This window comes from Zobellia nedashkovskayae (genome assembly GCF_015330125.1).
GTDB classification, from domain to species: Bacteria; Bacteroidota; Bacteroidia; order Flavobacteriales; family Flavobacteriaceae; genus Zobellia; species Zobellia nedashkovskayae.
In genome coordinates this window covers 1,154,191-1,175,334 of record NZ_JADDXR010000002.1, presented here as the reverse complement: position 1 = coordinate 1,175,334, position 21,144 = coordinate 1,154,191, and the positions used below count along the sequence as shown (strand labels likewise).

The 21,144-nt window shown below is 37.0% G+C and carries 14 protein-coding genes; 4 read left to right on the top strand and 10 right to left on the bottom strand.

Annotation, left to right across the window (positions count from 1 at the left end; genetic code table 11):
- Nucleotides 1-26: 26 nt before the first annotated feature.
- Nucleotides 27-980, bottom strand: coding sequence for a CAP domain-containing protein (locus tag IWB64_RS05030; RefSeq protein WP_194532963.1), 954 nt, complete (start codon nucleotides 978-980; stop codon nucleotides 27-29).
- A gap of 119 nt (nucleotides 981-1,099) precedes the next feature.
- Complete coding sequence (locus tag IWB64_RS05025) at nucleotides 1,100-3,349, bottom strand: inorganic phosphate transporter (RefSeq protein ID WP_194535814.1); 2,250 nt, start codon at nucleotides 3,347-3,349, stop codon at nucleotides 1,100-1,102.
- Between the two features lie 368 nt (nucleotides 3,350-3,717).
- On the opposite strand from IWB64_RS05025, the gene IWB64_RS05020 reads away from it, so the two are divergent.
- On the top strand, nucleotides 3,718-4,077 hold the full coding sequence (locus IWB64_RS05020; protein WP_194532962.1) for a toxin-antitoxin system YwqK family antitoxin: 360 nt from the start codon (nucleotides 3,718-3,720) through the stop codon (nucleotides 4,075-4,077).
- 77 nt (nucleotides 4,078-4,154) lie between these two features.
- Here IWB64_RS05020 and IWB64_RS05015 read toward each other — a convergent pair whose 3' ends face one another.
- Nucleotides 4,155-4,550 carry a carboxypeptidase-like regulatory domain-containing protein gene (locus IWB64_RS05015; RefSeq protein ID WP_194532961.1) on the bottom strand — a complete coding sequence of 132 codons (396 nt, stop codon included), beginning with the start codon at nucleotides 4,548-4,550 and terminating at the stop codon, nucleotides 4,155-4,157.
- A 161-nt stretch (nucleotides 4,551-4,711) separates the two neighbouring features.
- Between IWB64_RS05015 and dgt the strand changes: the two genes are divergently transcribed.
- Nucleotides 4,712-6,055, top strand: a complete 1,344-nt coding sequence (gene dgt / locus IWB64_RS05010; protein WP_194532960.1) for a dGTP triphosphohydrolase — start codon at nucleotides 4,712-4,714, stop codon at nucleotides 6,053-6,055.
- Here the strand turns inward: dgt and IWB64_RS05005 are convergent.
- Nucleotides 6,052-7,188 carry a DUF3078 domain-containing protein gene (locus tag IWB64_RS05005; protein WP_194532959.1) on the bottom strand — a complete coding sequence of 379 codons (1,137 nt, stop codon included), beginning with the start codon at nucleotides 7,186-7,188 and terminating at the stop codon, nucleotides 6,052-6,054. The genes dgt and IWB64_RS05005 overlap by 4 nt on opposite strands.
- Entirely contained in the window at nucleotides 7,181-8,956 is a 1,776-nt protein-coding gene (locus IWB64_RS05000; protein ID WP_194532958.1) for a 1-deoxy-D-xylulose-5-phosphate synthase, read from the bottom strand. Before IWB64_RS05000 ends, IWB64_RS05005 begins: the two co-directional genes overlap by 8 nt.
- Before the next feature lie 178 nt (nucleotides 8,957-9,134).
- On the opposite strand from IWB64_RS05000, the gene IWB64_RS04995 reads away from it, so the two are divergent.
- Nucleotides 9,135-9,584 (top strand): nucleoside deaminase, encoded by a 450-nt coding sequence (locus IWB64_RS04995; RefSeq protein ID WP_194532957.1) that lies wholly within the window; start codon nucleotides 9,135-9,137, stop codon nucleotides 9,582-9,584.
- A 48-nt stretch (nucleotides 9,585-9,632) separates the two neighbouring features.
- On the opposite strand, the gene IWB64_RS04990 is transcribed toward IWB64_RS04995, so the two are convergent.
- The 3 genes from IWB64_RS04990 to aspS are packed head-to-tail and all read right to left on the bottom strand — an operon-like array spanning nucleotide 9,633 to nucleotide 13,515.
- On the bottom strand, nucleotides 9,633-9,884 hold the full coding sequence (locus IWB64_RS04990; RefSeq protein ID WP_194532956.1) for a hypothetical protein: 252 nt from the start codon (nucleotides 9,882-9,884) through the stop codon (nucleotides 9,633-9,635).
- Between the two features lie 32 nt (nucleotides 9,885-9,916).
- Nucleotides 9,917-11,701: a chloride channel protein gene (locus IWB64_RS04985; RefSeq protein WP_194532955.1), complete on the bottom strand. Its 1,785-nt coding sequence runs from the start codon at nucleotides 11,699-11,701 to the stop codon at nucleotides 9,917-9,919.
- Nucleotides 11,702-11,760: 59 nt separating this feature from the next.
- Nucleotides 11,761-13,515 carry an aspartate--tRNA ligase gene (gene aspS, locus IWB64_RS04980; protein ID WP_194532954.1) on the bottom strand — a complete coding sequence of 585 codons (1,755 nt, stop codon included), beginning with the start codon at nucleotides 13,513-13,515 and terminating at the stop codon, nucleotides 11,761-11,763.
- A gap of 188 nt (nucleotides 13,516-13,703) precedes the next feature.
- Between aspS and IWB64_RS04975 the strand changes: the two genes are divergently transcribed.
- Nucleotides 13,704-16,382, top strand: coding sequence for a TonB-dependent receptor (locus IWB64_RS04975; protein WP_194532953.1), 2,679 nt, complete (start codon nucleotides 13,704-13,706; stop codon nucleotides 16,380-16,382).
- A 70-nt stretch (nucleotides 16,383-16,452) separates the two neighbouring features.
- Here IWB64_RS04975 and IWB64_RS04970 read toward each other — a convergent pair whose 3' ends face one another.
- Together IWB64_RS04970 and IWB64_RS04965 are read right to left on the bottom strand one after the other, a co-directional pair.
- Nucleotides 16,453-19,959 (bottom strand): efflux RND transporter permease subunit, encoded by a 3,507-nt coding sequence (locus IWB64_RS04970; RefSeq protein ID WP_194532952.1) that lies wholly within the window; start codon nucleotides 19,957-19,959, stop codon nucleotides 16,453-16,455.
- Complete coding sequence (locus tag IWB64_RS04965; protein WP_194532951.1) at nucleotides 19,949-21,133, bottom strand: efflux RND transporter periplasmic adaptor subunit; 1,185 nt, start codon at nucleotides 21,131-21,133, stop codon at nucleotides 19,949-19,951. The genes IWB64_RS04970 and IWB64_RS04965 overlap by 11 nt, the downstream gene beginning before the upstream one ends.
- Nucleotides 21,134-21,144: the final 11 nt, after the last annotated feature.

Below are 21,144 nucleotides of genomic sequence, written 5' to 3'. Positions count from 1 at the left end.
ATGAATTTATATTAGCTTAAATAAGGTTATTTCTCTGGGTCAAAAAGGGTTACTTTATATTGAAATTGCTGTGGCTCGGAATTGATAAGTACATTGTCTATAGTAATACTGTATGTGGTGTCTTCTGTTATGGAATTACCGTTTACCTCAGGTTGCCATACAATAGTGTTATCTCCGTAGATAGCTGTAAGTTCTTCTGTTTGCAGAGAAACGGAATTTCCGTTCTCAGTTTTCATTGAAATTGTTGTTTCTGAGAAATCTGCGTTTGCGATGGAAAAAGACCATCTGGAATAGGCCAGTCTTGCGGGTAGGTACCCTTCTGGTGGCCAAGCAACAAATTCAGGAGCATCTGCTGGAGCGCTTCCAGGATTTCCTAGAACCCAGACTGCATTATACTGACTGGTATTTCCTATGCCAATTTCTTGTAGTCTTGGCCATAACAACCATCTTCTATGCCCTACGGGGTAGTTTTCATTACCCTGATCACGCATGTATGAATCTATAGCGGCTGAATTTTTTGTTGATGTTAATAGCGAATTAGCTGCGGCTTCTTTTCCGTCGCTTGTAAAGCAGCTCCATGTTTCGGGAGGAAAATGGTTCAATGTGCCATTTGCATGCATCATTAGTGCCGCTTGTTGCGATTTAGCACTCTTAGTGGCATCTTCTTCAATGGTATTGTTTAAACCTACCGCCTTTCGGAAATACTGCAATCGCATTAAGATTTTATTTCTAATAGGCTCTGGGGCAGCACCAGGTTCACAAGTCTGCTCATTACCGGACCAAGCGACATCAGTATTTGTATTGCTAGAAGCTAAATAGTAGTCTTCGTATAATTTTTTGGCAACGTCTCTTGCACCAAGATTTAGAGTGGTAGTCAGCTCTTCCTCTTCTTCCTGAATAGAGGAACTACTCTCCTTACTGCATGATAGAAATAAGGCAAAACAGCACACTGCAGGCGCTACGTAGTTTATAAATCGCATTAGATAAAGATTTGGGTATCTTTTTACTAACGTCTAAATTTTTGGAAAGGTATTTTTTTTCGATGAAGTGAAGACAGTACTAAAATAGGGTTATTACAAAATACAGCAAACACCAAAAATTATACTTTGGTATTTGCATGTTGGTCGTAAGTCTCAAGCAAGTTCATTGTAGCCACAAGAAGATCTTTAGTTTCCAATAGTAAGCTAAAGTATAAAGCAGTGTTTTTAGGACTGGATTCATCATTCCGCGTACGTTCTACCTGTTTGTGAATTTTCAAATCAACTTTTTTAAACAACGCTTGTTTGTTAATAATGAGCTCTGTAAGTTTTAAGAAATCTTTTGTTTCAAATATAGTTTCGATTTCTTTAAAAAGATCATCCAGATATCCATCAGTCTCTTTAAGGTCTTTAATTTGGTTGAACCTTAATTTTTTATGGTTGTTATGTACGTGCTTATATCCTGCTTTAGCAATATATTCTAGGGATTGAGTCATATCCTGTAAATAGCTCAAGATAGAGATGTAGAAATTACTGGTGCTTACGCTAGATTCATCAAGGTTTTTAATAAAGTAAAAAATATTATCTCGGAGGTCCTCTACCTCTTTATCAAATTTTCTTATCCCTTTTTTACTTCTCTTAAGTGTCTCTATGTCATGTTTGGCCAAACCATCTATACTTTGTGTATAAATTTTATTCGCTCTTTTTATAGCGAGAGAAATATTAGTGGCACTTTCATCAATAACTCCTATGATAGAGTTGCTTTCGGCTCTTTCTAGCTTCTCCTCTAATTTGGTCTCTTTCATCTTTTTGGTGTGAGAAAGATAGTTTTTTCCAATTAAAAGGAAGGCGATAATCAGTAATGCACCAATAGCCCAAATACCCCCTAAGTGGATAATGTAAGCTATAATAGCTGCTGCGGTAAAGGCACTGATTGCGGTAAAGAACCATCCGCCAATAACATTAAGAACACCTGCTACACGGTAAACCGCACTTTCTGCACCCCAAGCTCTATCGGCCAAAGAAGTTCCCATGGCAACCATAAAGGTCACATAAGTAGTGGAAAGCGGTAATTTCATTGAAGTAGCCAAAGAAATTAGAACACTGGCAACCATAAGGTTTACGGATGCGCGAACCAAATCAAATGCAGGGAGATCTTGAACCCTACTTTTTGGTACATACACATAAGGTTTCTCAAAACGAGTATCCATTTTTTTCAATATGGAATCAGGAATAAGACCGGATATGTTTTCAGAAGCTGTGATAGTAAATTTTACGATTTGCCTAGATAAAAAGTTAGGTTGAAAACGTTCATCACCTTCATCTTGTCTAGATAAATCTACACTAGTTTTAACGACATTCTTTGCTTTTGAAGAGAACCAAAGGGTAATAACCATTATTATTCCCGATAACAATAACAGATACGAAGGTGTCTGTACGGCTGACGCAAGCCCTTCCATAGTATATTGATCTGCTGCAATGCCAGAATTGCTCCAAGAAGTATAAGATTCCATAGCGGCCAATGGAACACCTATAAAATTTACGAGGTCATTACCGGCAAAAGCCATAGCAAGGGCAAACGTACCCACTACAATTATTAATGTATAAATATTGATTTTTGTTAATGTGGATATCAACCAAGATAATAAGGTCCAAACTACGAAGTTGCACAAAATGAACAAGAATTGTTTGTTGGCTATTATTTCTAGAACCTCAGGACTAAAGACAGAAGCGCTTTTAAGTCCTTTAACAAGGATAAAGTAAATGATAGAAGTTAGCGCAAATCCTCCAAAAATAGCGCCTACCCATTTTGGTTTTTCTTCAAATTTAAAAGAAATCAGTAAACGGGAAACGAATTGTACTAACGCCCCTACACTAAAAGCGATAACTACCGATAGTAGGATTCCTAAAATAATTTCTGTGGCCTTATCCGTATTGATATAGGTCCATAGATCTGACATGCCGCCATCAATACCTACAATTTTAACCAAAGAAATGGCCACTGCTGCACCTAAAAGCTCAAAAACTATAGAGACAGTTGTAGAAGTTGGCATTCCTAACGTATTGAAGAAGTCTAATAAAAGGATGTCCGTAATCATAACCGCCATGAAAATGATCATGATTTCTGAAAAAACGAAATGCTCGGGATTAAAAATACCCTTTCTGGCAACCTCCATCATGCCACTTGAAGATATGGCACCAAAAGCTATACCAACGCTGGCAACAATCATTACCGTTTTAAAGGAAACGGCTTTTGAACCAATTGCAGAGTTTAAAAAATTCACAGCATCATTACTTACGCCAACGACTAAGTCAGTTATAGCAAGCACGGCCAGTGCAATAATCATAAAAAGGTAAAGGTTCTCGCCCATCAAAAATAAAATGTGCACAAAAATGATGTTATAATTTATTATTTACGTTAAAATAAGGTTATGAAGTAACAGTTGGTATCTGTTTGAATACTCCGGATTATTTTAAAGTACTATGTAATGGTCGTATTGCTCTCAAAGTTATATGTATTAAGAGTTTTATTAATATTTTGAGGGTAATTTAGGTTATTCATAGCATTTAAAAGAATGTATAATTAGCTTTTTTTAGAATAAGTGTTGCAGTTCAAGCAATATTTTGAGGATTACAACGTTTTCAATGTAAATTTAATGTTAACTAATGATGTTTTTAACGTAAATTTTTTTATCTTTGAAACAGTAAACAGGTATAGAACTATTTTAAAATCAACGACATGAAAAATTCAATCATACTTTTCGCCTTAGCATTAACAATGACAGTAGGGTATGCTCAAAAAGAAAAGGAAGTAAAATTAAATAAAGAAACCAATTTAGTAGAAGCTACTTATTTCCATGATAATGGAGAGGTTAGTCAAAAGGGAACTTTTGATTTAGCAGGAAAATTACATGGCCAGTGGATTAGCTTTGATGAAGTGGGAGAAAAAGTTTCTAAAGGAAATTACAATAAAGGTGTTAGAACCGGAAAGTGGCTTTTTTATAGCGATGGTGTTGTTAAGGAAGTAGAGTTCGATAACAATGTTATTGCAAATGTTATTAATAAGGAAAAGAAATCAGCAGTGGTTTCTAAGGACTAACAATTTTATTGAATAAAAAAAGGGAGTTTTCACACTGTGGGAACTCCCTTTTTTTTTTATGACTATTTTGGAAACGACTATTTTTCTAAACTAGTAAGTGCGGTTTCTGAATTTTGTATTGTGTTTTCATCTGCAAAAGACATATCTGATAAGCTTAGCGTCTGGGCTTGTAATCCCTGGGTAATTTCTAAAGTATTAGAAGCTAAAATCTCTACAGGAACCTCGTAAGATTCATAACCTAAAAAGGTAATCTTAAGTATATAGCTTCCAGGTTCAACATTAGAGATTTCAAAGTTGCCACGAAAATTGGTCTGGGTCTTAAATTTTGTATCCTTAATTTCTACATCTGCAAACAATAAAGGCTCATTGTTCATCTCCATATCAAAAATGGTACCTCTAATAGCTCCTCCTTCTTCTTGAGCAAAAAGATTTATGGTACATATAAAGGCAAGAAAGAATAACGTCTTTTTCATTGGTTCTTATTTTCTTGGCAAAGAAAACGTTAGTGTGTTAAATTAGCGTTATCTGAAGTTTAAGTATTGATTTTCTTAAGGTTAAATAACGGTGCGTTCTTTTGGTTTGAAAAGTATATTGAAATCGAAAAAATGTAACTTGCAGGACATAAAAAACTATTATGAACTGGGAAAATTTATTGTCTCTTAAACGTCAAGGTGATACGCACAAAAGACTACGAAAGGAGCAAGATGAAACAAGGTTAGGTTTTGAAGTAGATTATGATCGTATCATTTTTTCTAGTGCGTTTAGAAGTTTACAAGATAAGACCCAAGTTATACCCTTGTCAAAAACAGATTTTGTTCATACCCGTTTGACACATAGTTTAGAGGTTTCGGTTGTTGGAAGAAGCTTAGGACGTATTGCAGGAAAGAAAATTTTGGAAAAACATCCTTTTTTAAGTGAGATATATGGGTACAAGTTCAATGATTTTGGTGCTATTGTCGCCGCAGCCGCATTAGCTCATGATATTGGAAACCCACCTTTTGGTCATAGCGGTGAAAAGGCAATAGGTGAATACTTTATCACCGGAAACGGAAAAAAATATCAATCCATTCTATCTGGAAAGGAGTTTCAGGATATTGTAGATTTTGAAGGTAACGCCAATGGTTTTAGGTTATTATCCCAATCACGAGAAGGCGTGACAGGTGGTTTGCGATTAAGCTACGCTACTTTAGGCGCATTTATGAAGTACCCAAAAGAGTCCTTGCCTAAGAAAGCCACAAAACACATAGCTGATAAGAAATTTGGATTCTTTCAACCTGATAAAGAAGCTTTCCAAAATGTGGCAGCAGATTTGGGCCTTTTACAGACCAGAGATGGAGAAGACATCTCTTTTGCAAGACACCCGCTAACATTTTTGGTAGAGGCTGCAGATGATATTTGTTACACTATAATAGATTTTGAAGATGGTATTAACCTTGGGCTCATCTCTGAAGATTATGCTTTGGAGTACCTTATTAAATTAGTTAAAAATAGCATAAATACCAAAAAGTATAATTCTTTAAAATTTAAAGAAGATAGGCTTAGTTATTTACGGGCACTTGCTATAAATACTTTGATAAGCGATGCAATTTCTGTGTTCATTGAAAACGAAGATAAAATACTGAATGGTACTTTTCAAACCAGTTTGCTGGATCAAAGTGCTTTTAAAGCCCAGATTGAAGATATAATTTCTTTAAGTGTAGAAAAGATATACCGTTCTCAAGAAGTTATTGAAAAAGAGATTGCGGGCTATAAAATAATTTCTGATATATTGGATGTGTATACCAATGCCCTTATTCGCAAGAAAGAAGATAAAGCTTCTAATTATGATGCTTTAATGCTCAAAACGCTTCCTGAGTTCTATAGAGATACAGATAATTCTGTCTATCATATTTTATTGAATATCTGCTGCTATGTTGCAAGCCTTTCAGATAGTGCCGCAGTACATATTCATAATAAAATTATGGGTAAGCAGCTTTAAAAGATATAAGAGACGCCAACTCCAAGTAATTGTTTGAATTGTATACGGGTTTTGCCTGGGTTTAATACGCTGCCATTGGCATTTAGTTCTTCGTCAAAACGAATGTCATCATCATATATAATATGAGTGCCTATGGTGGTTAAAACATACTTGTTGACTTTTAAGTCAAAATTAAGTTCCCAATCTATATCTATATTCCCAAACTTTCTGAGGTAATCCGTATAAAGGCTTAAACGATTTTTTAAAATCATATTTTTCATTATTTCTTTCTCGTACTGATTCGTAACTAAGAAACCAAATTCTAGAAAAATCTTTTCCCCTTCTTTAACAACGTTACCATCATCATCATAAATTGCCCTTTCCACACCAAAAGAACCTTTATTGGCTAAGTCCTCATCTAAAACAAATGTTGCCTTTTGAGTGATAGGCGAAATGTAAAGATTAAATTTTTGATTTTTAGTAATGTAGGATGTTCCTGCTCCTAAAAATGAATAGCCCGGTGCCATAAAACGAGAAATTGGTGTTGATCTATCAGGGTATGAATAACCATTGGAAAATTGCGTGTTGAAGTTGGCTTTTGCTGAATAATACCAATTACTAATGGTGTCTCGTTGAAGACCAAAGGTGGAACTAAAGCGGATGGCATCATCTGTTTTCCTTAATTTCTGCTCGTCCTGTACGTTAAGGCCGTAGCGCATCTCCATATAATTATCCCACTGTATATAACGAAATTTGTAATTTCTTTCAAAACGGGCATTTCCCAAGGCAGATATGGAGTTGTTACCACCCGCGTTCCAGTTTACGAATGCCACCTCACTAAAATTGGCGCCAAGTTTGTTGACCGTTGTCCAAAAAGATGGAATCTTAAATCTATTAGGTTTCTCGTCTAGAGCATTAGTGCGATTAAATGAAATAACAGGATTCATTAAATCTACACTACGCGGAACAAATTTTATTTTGTCTTGTGTTTTTCTTATCACTACGGTGTCTACTACAGTTGTGTCTATTACCACGTAATCAACAAATTCTTTTTTTACAGGAGGTATAGAGTCTTGGGCCTGCCCAGAAACTTGGTGAAGACAAATGCAGAAGAGAAAAATAAATAGGTAAAAGGTAGTAGGGGAGTTATTCATTAAGTAGCATTTTTATTTGTTTTGTTATACTTAGTTGGTCAATTTTGGCTTGTTCGTGTAATTGTTCTACAGTGCCATGTTCTAAGAAAATGTCATCAATACCAAGAATATGAATCTTTTGGGTGTACCCAAGTTCATTTGCTAATTCCAGGATTGCAGACCCAAAACCACCTATTTTACTGCCATTTTCAATGGTTATTATGTGTTTGTATTCCTTAAATATATTAATAAGTAGCTTTTTATCCAACGGTTTTATAAACCGCATATCGTAATGACCAATTTTCTCCTTTTCTGCAATTTCTTCTATAACAGTAGAAACGGTATTTCCGATATGACCAATAGTTAATATAGCAACTTCAGAGCCTTTTTTTAATTCTCTAGCTCTTCCAATTTTTATTTTTTCAAAAGGAGTCTGCCACTTTTTTTGAATGCCCCTACCTCTTGGGTACCTAATGGCTATAGGATGATTCAATCCCAACTGAGCAGTATACATCATATGGCGAAGTTCGGTTTCGTTCATAGGAGCAAAAACATACATGTTGGGTATACACCTCAAATAGGCAATATCATAAACACCATGATGGGTTGCGCCATCTTGGCCAACAATACCAGCTCTATCTAAACAAAAAATAACGGGTAAGTTCTGGATAGCCACATCATGTATAACTTGGTCATATGCACGCTGCAGAAAAGTAGAGTAAATAGTGCAGAATGGTACTAGACCTTCTGTAGCCATACCTGCGGCTAAGGTTACGGCATGCTGTTCCGCAATACCAACATCAAAAGCCCTATGCGGTATTTGCTCCATCATATATTTTAGAGAGCTTCCGGTAGGCATAGCTGGTGTTATACCAACAATATTTTTGTTTTTTTGAGCCAATTCTACCAACGTATGTCCAAACACATCTTGGTATTTTTGAGGTTCGTTCGCGACAATTGGTTTCTTTTGAAGTTCACCCGTTAGCTTGTCAAATTTACCAGGTGCATGGTATGTCACTTGGTTTTCTTCGGCTTTTTTCAAGCCTTTCCCCTTGGTGGTAATAACATGCAGTAATTTTGGTCCGGCTACCAACTTCAAATGGTCTAGCTCACTTACAAGTGTATTAAGGTCATGTCCATCTAAAGGACCTGTATAATGAAAGTTGAGACACTCAAATATGTTCTCGTCTTTTGCAATACCTTTTTTTACGTTAGTCAGGTATTTTTTTAAAGCTCCTACACTTGGGTCTATTCCAATGGCATTGTCGTTTAGGATGACCAATACGTTAGAATTTGTAGAGCCAAGATGGTTCAGCGCTTCAAAGGCCATACCGCTAGCTATAGAGGCGTCGCCAATTATAGCAATGTGTTGTCTGTTGTTTTTATCGTTTAATTGGGCGGCCATAGCCATACCCAAAATAGCCGAAATAGAAGTGGAACTATGTCCGGTACCAAAAGCGTCGTAAATGCTTTCGCTTCGTTTTGGGAATCCACTTATACCCCCTAATTGGCGATTGGTATCAAAAATTTCTTTTCTACCCGTTAGTATTTTATGCCCGTAAGCTTGATGGCCAACATCCCAAATAAGTTTGTCATCCGGAGTGTTAAATACGTAATGCAAGGCAATGGTAAGTTCAACAACTCCTAGGCTAGCACCTAAATGCCCCTCTTTGGTAGCAACAATATCAATTATAAACTCCCTTAATTCTTTCGCAAGTTGCGGAAGTTGTTCCTTTGGAAGCTTGCGTAAATCTTCGGGATAAGTAATATGGCTTAAAAGTGATTCCAAATTAGAGGTGTAAGTTGCAAAAATACGTGTTTAGCAGTGCTGAGACAATTTTTTTTAGCTCAGCCTTGGGTTTGAGGGAAGCTAATTATAGTGGGTTTTTAGGTTGCGGATTCTTAATGATCACAAGTTATGTGGATCTTTCGAAAAGTATGGCATAAATTTGTGTTAAACCCTTGTTATGATACAGCCTTTTGATGACACCTATTACATGAAAAAAGCACTTCAAGAAGCAGAAGCTGCTTATGAAAAGCAAGAGGTGCCGATTGGGGCTATTATAGTTATACAAGACCGGATTATTGCTCGTGCACATAACCTTACGGAACAATTGAATGATGTTACGGCCCACGCAGAGATGCAAGCTATTACAGCTGCAGCTAATTTTTTAGGGGGTAAATATTTACAGAACTGTACCCTTTATGTAACCCTAGAGCCTTGCCAGATGTGTGCTGGCGCACTGTATTGGAGTCAGATATCGAAAATAGTATATGCCGCAAAAGACCCACAAAGAGGTTGCGGGGTTATGGGAACGAAATTACATCCAAAAACGGAAATAGTAGGTGGTCTTTTAGAAACCGAAGCAAGTGATTTATTAAAGCGATTTTTTGCTGAAAGAAGAAACAAGAACTAAAAACCCTAACAGAACACGGGTAATAGTTAGTTTAGTGCAGATAAAACATTATTGATTATTAGTCTTTTTAGGTTCTTCTCCCCTCATTTTTCTAACGTTTTCATCAGTTAGCATATAGTCTTTCATTTTCTTTCCTTTACTATAGGTGAAAAGAAATAAAGGCATCGCAACAAGAAACAGTCCCAACGTGCCCGAGCCTATGAATTTGTGACTTAGGGGTAGATTTTCTTCCTGAATATTAAAGCCGTAGATAATTGAGGCAAAACAGACTAGGGTTATAAAGGATACAAGATATTTCATAGTTCTTGTAAAATTACAAAACCTTTTACATCTTATCTTGTAAAATTTATAAGTTCTCTTCGGTAAGCGGTCAAGAGTTTAGACTTCGAAACAAAACCTATATACTTACCTTTTTTAATAACCGGAAGGTTCCAAGCGCCACTATTCTGAAATTTATCCATCACTTTTTGCATACTATCCTTTCCGTGGAAAATGTGTTCAGGAGCATTGTGCATAAAGGTCTCTACTTTGGTGGTTTCATAAAGTGAGGTATCAAACATAAATTCTCTAATATCATCTAATAAAACAATACCTACCAAAGATTGGTTTTTATCAACTACAGGAAAAATATTCCTAGCTGATTTTGCAACGGACTTGTGTAGCATGTCTCCCAATGTCATATCAGGATTTACAGTTTTAAAATCTTTTTCAATAACATCATCTAGCTTCATAAGAGTTAATACCGATTGGTCTTTATTGTGTGTCAGTAAATCTCCGCTTTGGGCTAGCTCTCTTGTGTATATGGTGTAATCAATTGCATTTTTAGTTATGAGATAAGATATGGATGAGGTAATCATTAAGGGCACGAATAGTTCGTAGCCGCCTGTAATTTCCGCAATTAAAAATATTGCAGTTAAGGGGGCATGAAGCACACCGGCAATAAGACCCGCCATTCCTATTAATGTGAAGTTACTTTCTGAAACGGAAAAACCTAAACCGGAATGGTTAATAATTTTGGCCATTACATTACCAAGGGCACTACCCATTACCATAGTTGGTATAAATATTCCACCAGCACCACCAGCAGCCAACGTAGTGGTCATAGCAACGGCTTTAAATATGGTAATCCCAAATAAAAGGGCAATAACCACCCAAATGTTTTCTATATATTTATCAAAGGGTGTTTTACCCAGTGCTTTAATATGGTCTCCGTGTAATAGGTCGTTGATAAAGCTAAAGCCCTCCCCGTATAATGGTGGAATAAAGTAGAGCATGATACCTATGGCCAAACCACCTACGAGAAGTTTATACTTAGGTGATTTTAATTTAGCAAATAGTTTCTGTATACGAAAGTACATCCTCGTAAAATAGATAGAAGCAAAAGCTGTTCCTATTCCTAATAAGATATAAAAGAAGGTATCCTTTACTTCAAAATTCTGTGTAAGGGTAAAATTGAAAAGTACCTCATTGCCTAGAAAAAAATAAGAGGTTAGTACTCCTGAAATGGAAGCCAACAATAACGGAAGCATGGAAAGCATGGTAAAGTCCAAACTAAAAACTTCTACGGCAAAAATGATTGCGGCTATGGGCGATTGAAAGATAGAAGCGATTGCTCCAGCAGAAGCACAGGCAATTAAAAGCGATCGGGTTTTGGCGTTAATATGAAAAAAGCGACCAATATTTGAGCTTATAGCGGCTCCCGATGCAACAGCGGGGCCTAAAAGACCGGTGGACCCTCCAAAGCCAATAGTTAAAGGTGCTGCAATTAATTGAGTATAAATATGATTTGGCTTAATTACGCCTTTCTTTTTTGAAAGCGAAAAAAGTATAGAAGAAACCGCATGTTGTAATGGTTCCTTATGGATGTACTTTACATAAAGGTAAACTAGGGTTAGACCTATAATCGGTAAAATAAAATAAAGTCCGTTGTTCGAGATAAAAATCCCTTTCTTCAAAGAGACCTCAATGAAGTATACAATATTCTTTAGGGTAACTGATGCTAGACCCGCCAAAAGCCCCACTAATACGCTCATAATCTGCGTAAAAGTCTTGTTGGAGATATTTTTATATCGCCATTTTAAAAATTTGGTAGATAGTCTTTGTAGTTTGGTGGGCATTAGACAGGTTTGCTACCTAAAAGTATGAAAAAATCCCACTTCAAAGCGGGATTTGTTTTCTATGCTTTGATATCTAGCTTTAAATTTAGTTCACGAAGCTGTTCTTGGTCAATAGCTGCAGGAGCATCAATCATAACATCACGTCCGCTATTGTTCTTTGGAAAGGCGATGAAATCCCTAATAGTTTCTTGTCCACCTAGGATAGATACCAATCGGTCTAAACCAAATGCAATACCTCCATGTGGTGGAGCTCCGTATTGAAAAGCATCCATTAAAAAACCAAATTGCGCTTCTGCTTCTTCCGGAGTGAAACCTAAGTGTTTGAACATTGTGCTTTGTACATCTCTATCGTGAATACGAATAGAACCGCCACCTATTTCATTGCCGTTTAAGACTAAATCATATGCATTGGCACGTACTGCGCCTGGATCAGTTTCCAGTAATTCTAACTGACCAGGTTTTGGTGAAGTAAATGGGTGGTGCATGGCATGATAGTTTCCGGTCTCTTCATCAAGTTCCAATAATGGAAAATCAATAACCCATAACGGAGCAAATTCCTCAGGATTTCTTAAACCTAGTCTTTCGGCAAGTTCCATCCTTAGGGCGCTTAGTTGAGCCCTGGTTTTGTTTGCATCCCCAGAAAGAACGCAAATAAGGTCTCCTGGTTTTGCTTGTGTAGCTTCGGCCCATTTGGCCAAATCTTCTTGGGCGTAAAATTTATCTACGGTAGATTTAAAGCTTCCGTCTTCATTATATTTTGCGTAAACTATTCCCATGGCGCCCACTTGTGGTCTTTTTACCCAATTCACTAAGGCATCCAATTCTTTACGTGTATAGCTTGCTGCACCGGGTACGGCAATACCAACTACCAGTTCTGCAGAGTTAAATACACCAAACTCTTTATGTTGAGCTACGGCGTTCAATTCGCCAAACTCCATCCCAAAACGAATGTCTGGTTTATCATTACCATAGATTCGCATAGCATCATCATAGGTAATTCTTGGAAAGGCAGATATTTCAAACCCTTTAATTTCTTTTAGCAAATGCTTGGTAAGACCTTCAAAAGCATCAAGAATATCTTCTTGTTCAACAAAAGCCATTTCACAGTCAATTTGCGTAAACTCTGGTTGTCTATCTGCTCTAAGGTCTTCATCGCGAAAGCACTTCACAATCTGAAAATACTTATCCATGCCACCAACCATAAGCAATTGCTTAAAAGTTTGAGGCGATTGAGGCAAGGCGTAGAATTGACCTTCGTTCATACGGCTAGGTACTACAAAATCACGAGCTCCTTCTGGAGTTGATTTTATCAAATAAGGTGTTTCAACCTCTATAAAATCTTGCTCGCTGAGGTACTTTCGTACTTCCATGGAAACCTTGCTTCTAAAAATAAGATTGTTTTTAACAGGATTTCTTCGGATATCTAAATAACGATATTTCATCCGTAGGTCTTCACCGCCATCGGTTTCATTTTCTATGGTGAAAGGAGGTGTTTTTGATTCGTTTAGAATAGTAACCTCGTCTACCAAGACCTCTATATTTCCAGTGGATAGTTTAGGGTTTTTAGAAGATCTTTCGATCACCTCACCCGTTACTTGCACTACGAATTCACGTCCCAAAGACCTTGCTTGTTCTAATAATTTTGAAGACGTACGGTCTTCATCAAAAACCAACTGCGTTATACCATAACGATCACGAAGGTCTACCCAGACCACAAAACCTTTGTCTCGGGTTTTTTGTACCCATCCGGATAGGGTTACCTTAGTTTCAATATGCGATTCTCGTAATTCTCCGCAAGTATGGCTTCTGTACATTATTAAATAGGTTTAAAGAACAAATGTAAGAAGATATGATGGTATCGTCTAAAAAATTATGCCAATCGTTTTAGTTGGTCATATCTTAATTAATTGCCCTTGTAAACACCAAAATTTAACAGATAGTTTAGTTTTATGGCAATTCTTGATTAACTTGGTAATAAAATGATGAATTTAAAACATAGAAAATGAAGAAAGCTTTACTTAAAAAGTTATATCTCCTTGCACTTTTAACACTGCCAATTACGGTATTTGCTCAAGGAACGATTACGGGGAATATTATGGACCAAAATGGAGAGCCACTTCCTGGTGTTAATGTCGTTTCTAAGGGAACAACGAATGGAGCCACTAGCGATTTTGATGGAAATTACAATATTGAAATTAATAGTTTTCCTGGGCTTTTAGTTTTCTCTTCTATTGGATTCAATACAAAAGAGGTTAACGTTACTGAAGCAGGAGAGGTAAATGTAACTTTACAAGAAGGAGTTGCTCTTGATGAAGTTATATTAGTGGGCAACAGATCTAAGCCTAGAACAATTTTAGACTCTCCCGTTCCAATTGATAATATTGGTGTTTCTGAATTGCGTAATACTGGGCAGCCCACCATTGATAAAATGTTGACCTATAAAGTGCCTTCGTTTAATTCAACTACACAAACCGTATCTGATGCTACGGCTCATTTTGATCCAGCAGATTTGAGAGGCTTGGGACCAAGTAGAACGTTGGTTTTAGTAAATGGAAAAAGGAAGAACCAAAGTGCTTTGGTTTATATCAATGATACACCAGGTAAAGGTGAGGTGGGAGTAGACCTTAAAAGTATACCGGCTGCTGCAATATCTAGAATTGAGGTTTTAAGAGATGGGGCTTCTGCTCAATATGGTTCTGATGCAATTGCGGGTGTTATTAATATGGTTTTGAATAAGAATGTTGAGTATACTACTGTAAATGTTACATCTGGTATTACAACTGAAGGAGATGGCTTTAAGCTTGGTGCAGATGTTAATACTTCTATTAATCTTGGTGATAATGGAGGGTATCTTAATTTAACAGTAGGTTATTATGAGCAAGAAGAAACCAATAGAGCTGGTACACCAGGAGATGATGTACTTTTTGGTGTTTCTGCTGACGACCCTACCTGGTCTTCTTGGTTATCATCTAATCCAGATTTGGGTATGACTGTAGGTCAGCCTAAATTAAATAAAGCGGACATTTTCATTAACGCTGGGGTTCCATTTAAGAATGGGAAAGGTGAGTTTTATACATTTGGAGGATTCACGTATAGAAAAGGAAAGAGCTTTGCTTTGTACAGACCGCCATATTGGGTATCTGACCCTTCTAATTTACTTCACGAAGCGGGTACAGAATACCAAGGCTTTCAACCAACTTTTGAAACAGACGTCAGGGATAATAACGCTACTGTTGGGGTAAAAGGAGAAGTCTTAGGTTTTGATGTTGATTTGAGTGGTACATATGGTAGAAACGCTATTGATTACGAAGTTAATAATAGCCTGAACGTTGATTTAGGGGCGAATAGCCCAACTTCATTTGATGTAGGTGCGTATTCGTTTAGCAATACACTTGCTAATTTAGATTTTTCTCGTATTCTAGGTCAGGTGAGTATTGCTTTTGGTGCAGAGATAAAAGAGGAACGTTTTACAGCAGAAGCGGGTGAACCCGCCTCATATTTTGGAGGTGGAGCACAATCTTTTCCTGGGTTACAACCTGCTAATGCCGTTATTGCCAAAAGAAGCAATTTTGGTGTTTATGGAGATTTGGAGTGGGAGCCAACAGAACAATTTTTGATTGGCGGAGCTATTAGATATGAAGATTTTAGTGATTTTGGAGATAATGTTTCTTGGAAGGTGAACGGAAGATATTCTTTGGGAGAAAAAGGAGCTTTGAGAGCTTCATATAGTACAGGTTTTAGAGCACCATCTTTACATCAGATTTACTTAAGTAATATTCAAACATTAGTATCAGGGGGAACCATATCTAATCAAGGTACGTTTAACAATGTTGACCCCGTTATTAGAGAAGGTTTGGGCGTGCCACAATTAACAGCAGAAACATCAAAGAATATTTCTGCGGGTATAACATTTGAACCGATTAATAATTTTACTGCCTCCCTGGATTTCTATAATGTTAAAGTAGATGACCGAGTACTTTTTACTGGAGAAATCGGTAATGATGGAGATGATACTACCACCAATCCGATTGAACAGATTCTTAATGATAATAGTATTACCAGTCTTAAATTCTTTGTTAATGCTGTTAATACAAATACTACTGGGATAGATGTAGTTTTGAATTATCGAAATATGAAAATAGGCAGTGGTATATTTTCTGCTACTTTGGCCGCCAACTTTAATGAAACAAAAATAGAAGGGCAAATTGATACGCCACCTTTATTGGCTGCAAATGATTATATAATTTTCAATAGAAAAGAACAATCAAGAATAACATCGGCGAGGCCAAAGAGTAAAGTTTTACTTGGTCTTGATTATAATATTGGAAAAATGAATTTGGCACTTAATAATACTTATTTTGGAGAGGTAAGCTGGATGCATAGTAGTAACGGACTTAATGGTGTTGATTTGGGGAATGGACCTCTGCCAACAGAGGATGAGGCTTTTGACCAAACTTTTGCAGGTAAAGTAATAACCGATTTAATTATTGGTTATAATTTTACTGATAAGATTTCAGGTTCGATTTCGGCAAATAATCTTTTCAATGTCTATCCGGATGAAATAGATACTAAAGGCGATTTTGTCACTGACTTAGGGGGTAGATTTAAATACCCATGGGAAGTGAATCAATTTGGTTTCAATGGAACGGTGATTAATGCTGGTTTGACTTTCAAATTTTAGTTCAGTACAGAATATAGAAAATTAAAAACCCGCCAATTGGCGGGTTTTTTTATAAAGTAAAGCTTAGTTTTTAAACTGATGCTTCTAAACTTTTTTCTGTAGTTCCGGGTCGTTCCTTTTTTCTTCCCCAAACAGCAATCTTTATTCTGTAGGTAATGTTGAATAATACCGGTACAATAATCAAAGTTAAAAAGGTTGCTACAATCAATCCAAAAATAACCGTCCATGCTAATGGTCCCCAGAAAACAACATTGTCACCTCCCATATAGATTTTTGGGTCAAATTCAGAGAACAATGAGAAGAAATCAATATTAAGACCAATTGCCAACGGAATAAGCCCTAAAACAGTGGTTATTGCCGTAAGAATTACAGGGCGTAATCTAGCTCTACCACCGGTAGTGATAATTTCGGTTACTTCTTCCAATGAAATAAGGTCTTTGTCATTAAGGCCCAATTCTACTTTCTTTCGGTCAATAAGTATTTGGGTATAATCTAATAGTACCACTCCATTATTCACCACAATACCAGCAAGTGAAATAATACCCATCATGGTCATCATAATTACAAAAGACCATCCGGTAATCATCAATCCACCAAAAACACCAATGAAGCTTAAAAAGATAGCAATCATAATAATAAGTGGCTTGGAGATACCTCCAAATTGGAAAATCAATATCAACATAATTAAACCAAGTCCAGAGAAAAATGCACCAACTAAGAATTGCATTTGCTTATTCTGCTCTTCGATTTGTCCGGTAAAGTCAATTTTTACATCGGTAGGAAGCTGCTTAAAATTCTCCATTTCTTTCTGAATCTCTGCTACAATAGCACCTGCGTCACTAAAACCAGGTTTTAGTTGAGAGTATATGGTAACCACCCTTGCTTTGTCCTTATGCTTTATGGCGCTAAAACCAGAAGAGTTTTTTTGTTTGGCTACCGCCGAAACAGGAATCTCTTTTATCTGACCATTTGCTGGGTCTCTAAAAATAATATTCTGATTGAAAAGAGCATTTTTATTATATCTAATATCTTCATTAAAACGCACATTTATGTCATAATCATCACCATCAAGCTTGTAAACACCTGCTTTTTCACCAAACAATGAACGTCTTAATTGAAGTCCCACTTGACCTACAGAAACACCAAGTTCACCAGCTTTCTCTCTGTCAACCACAACCTGCATTGATGGTTTGCTCTTGTTTACATCAATTTTCAACTCTTCAATACCAGCAATGTTCTTGGTGTTGATGAAGTTTCGAACGTCCTCGGCAGCACTGATCAATTCTGTATAATCTTTTCCTTCTAACTCAATGTTGATTGGGTATCCCGCCGGTGGTCCGTTAGAATCTTTTTCTACCGAAATAGCTACCCCAGGATAAATACCGGTAAGTGCCTCTTGTATTTCGCCACGAAGTATCTCCGTATCACGACCATCTCTATACTTATACTCGCGCATAGATACGGTTACTTTTCCACGATGCGGCATTTCTGCTGCAGAACCACCGTCTGTTTGTGGGTTTCCTGCTCCTTCGCCTACCTGAGATACTGCAGATTCAACTAAATAGTTAAAATCGCCATCGGTGTATTTATCTTGATTAACAACGGCAAAAACCCTTTCTTCAATTTCCTTAGTAAGCTTATTGGTTTTTTCAATAGCCGTACCCTGAGGGTATTCTATGTAGGCATATATCTCATTTGGTTTGTTATCAGGAAAGAATTCTACTTTTGTCCGCCCACTTCCTAAAGATGCTCCAAATGCCATAAATACGGCAATCAAAAGAAGGAAAGTAATTCCAAAATACCAATAGACATTCTTGCCTCTTAGAGAATGAGCAATCCGTCTTTCATACCAATTTTCAAAACTTACCATAGCCCCATTTTGAAAGCTGATAGCCCATTTTTTCAAGGCGTACTTATATACCCAGAACATAACTGCAGTTAAGATCATAACCGATCCTAAACCGCTCATCGTTCCACCAAAAATCAATATAAAAATCCCGGATCCACATAATATGGCACTAATACGGATTAAAGATTTTACGGTAAGTTCTTTTTCACCAATTTCCATGAACTGTGAAACCAACATAGAGTTCATGAATATTGCCACGAAAAGTGATGAACCAAGTACTACGGATAAGGTTATTGGGAAATAAATCATGAATTGTCCAAAAATACCTGGCCATAGGCCCAATGGTACAAATGCTGCCACTGTAGTCAAAGTTGATATAATAATAGGAAAGGCAATCTCACCAATACCTTTTTTAGCGGCTTCGGTACGAGACATCCCTTCGCTCATCAACCGGTACACATTCTCAACAACAACAATACCGTTGTCTACCATCATACCCAGACCCATAATCATCCCGAACAAAATCATGGTGTTTAATGTGTAGCCCAAATTATTCAATATCATAAAGGACATGAACATAGACATAGGTATGGCAAAGCCAACAAAAAGGGCATTTCTAAATCCTAGAAAGAACATAAGAACTGTAACCACCAAGATGATACCAAAGATAATGTTGTTTACAAGGTCATCTACTTGGTTAAGGGTTCTGCCGGAAGAATCATTGGCAATAGTGATGTTTAAATCTGCAGGGAAATAGTTTTCTTGTTCCTTTTTTACAATCTCCCTAACCTTGGTGGTTGCTTCGATCATATTCTTTCCAGAACGTTTTTTGATATCAAGCATCACAACGCTTGTACCAAATTCACGCGCAAAAGTGGTTTTTTCCTCTTCTGAGAAAGTAACCTCGGCAATATCTTTTAGATAGACTGCTCCATTTTCGGATTTTACTACAAAATCTTTTAATTCCTTAGGGTCCTTTACTTCACCTAGAATACGAATGGTACGCCGTTGACCACCAGAAAGAATATTACCTGCGGACATGGTAGAATTGCCATTTCCTATAGCACTTATTACATCTTGAAAACTGACCTTTGAAGCCATCATTTTATAGACGTCTACAGCAATTTCTACCTCTTTTTCCTGTGCACCACGAATGTTTACTTCCTTAACTTCCGGAAGGTCTTCAATTTCATCTTGCATGTATTCTGCAAACTCTTTCAACTTCTCTACAGGATAATCTCCGGTAAAATTCACGTTCATAATCGGGAACGACTCAGAAAGGTTCAGGTCAAAAACGTTGGGTTCAACCTTTGCATTATTAAAAGTAGGCCAGTCTTCACTAGCCTTTTCGCTGTCTACCTCATCTTTTACCTTTTGTTTAGCTTGTTCTACGGTTAGTTCCTCATCAAATTCAACTGTAATAATTGAATAATCTTCTTGCGAAGTTGAGGTTACTTCTACCACATTGCTCACATTCTTTAAACGATCTTCTAGCGGGTCTGTAAGTAGACGTTCTACATCTTCCGCAGTGTTACCTGGATATATGGTGCTAATGTATATTTTAGTCTCAACAATCTCTGGGAAATCCTCCCTAGGCATGGCAAAGTAAGACGATAGCCCAAGCCATAAAAATATAGCGATCATTACATAGATTACCGAGGGATTGTCTATAGCCCAAGATGATAGGCCAAACTCTTTACTAGCGTTTTTTTGCTGTTTACTGCTCATTGGTCTGGTCGTTTAGAATTTTTACCTTCTGGCCATCTTTAACGCTTCTTGCGCCTTCTTCAATAATATAATCACCATCGTTAATACCAGATAGAACTTCAATAAAAATTCCTTGCGTTTTACCTGTTTTAATGATGCTTTTCTTTAATACCGCTTCATTTTTTTCTCCATCTAGTTCCGCTATGAATACGTATTGGTCACCTTCTGCATTTTCTGAGATAATGCTCTGTGGAATAACAATTGCCTCATTGCTTGTGTAGTCGTTAATGTTAACCTTTGCCGTTAGGTTGGGCTTAATATTTCCTTTCTTATTAGGAACGGGAATTTCTACAGTAAAGGCTCTGTTGCTAGGGTTGATAAAGTTGCCAGTCTGTCTTACTTTAGTAATGACGGTGTCTCCAAGTACAGGAAAATATACTTTAGCTTCTTTACCTACTGTAATGCCACCTAAATAAGTTTCAGGAACATCTACTTCAATATACATGTCTGAAAGGTTTACGATACGAAAAACTTCAGAGCCTGGTCCTGGAGAAACTACAGTACCTTGGTCCTTAATCACATTATCAATAATACCAGCAAATGGTGCTCTAATAGTTGATTTTCCTAATTGACTTTGTGCTTGCTTAATAGAAGCTTCAGCGGCTTCGTAATTAGTTTTAGCTGACAAATATTCTATTTCTGAACCTATTTTTTGTTCCCACAAACGTTTTCTGCGCTCAAAAGTAGTTTTACTCAGTTCTGCCTGTGTTTTTAACTGAGATAATTGACTGCTACGGCCGCCGTCATCTATAGATGCCAATAGCTGACCAGCACTTACTTTTTGGCCTTCTTTTACGTAAACACGTTGTAAAGTACCGGACATTTCCGGGTAAACAAGAACGTTCTGTTTGGTCATAACGTTTCCTTGAAGTTCTAAGAAGTGATCAAACTTGGCTTCTTTGGCAGTTACCGTAGTAACTAGCGGAAGTTTTTCATCATTGTTCTTGGTGGCAATAACAGAATCTAGCTGATGAAGCTCTGCTTCTATAGCTTTTTGTCTTTCTGAAAGCTCGGTCTTTTTGGCTCGAATACTTTCTAAATCACCTTGTGCAATGATATCGCTAACAGAGGCTTCCTTCCCGCCGCAAGCGGAAAAAAGTAAGGCGGCAGTTGCTAAGTATAGTATTTTTTTCATCGTAAAAAGTT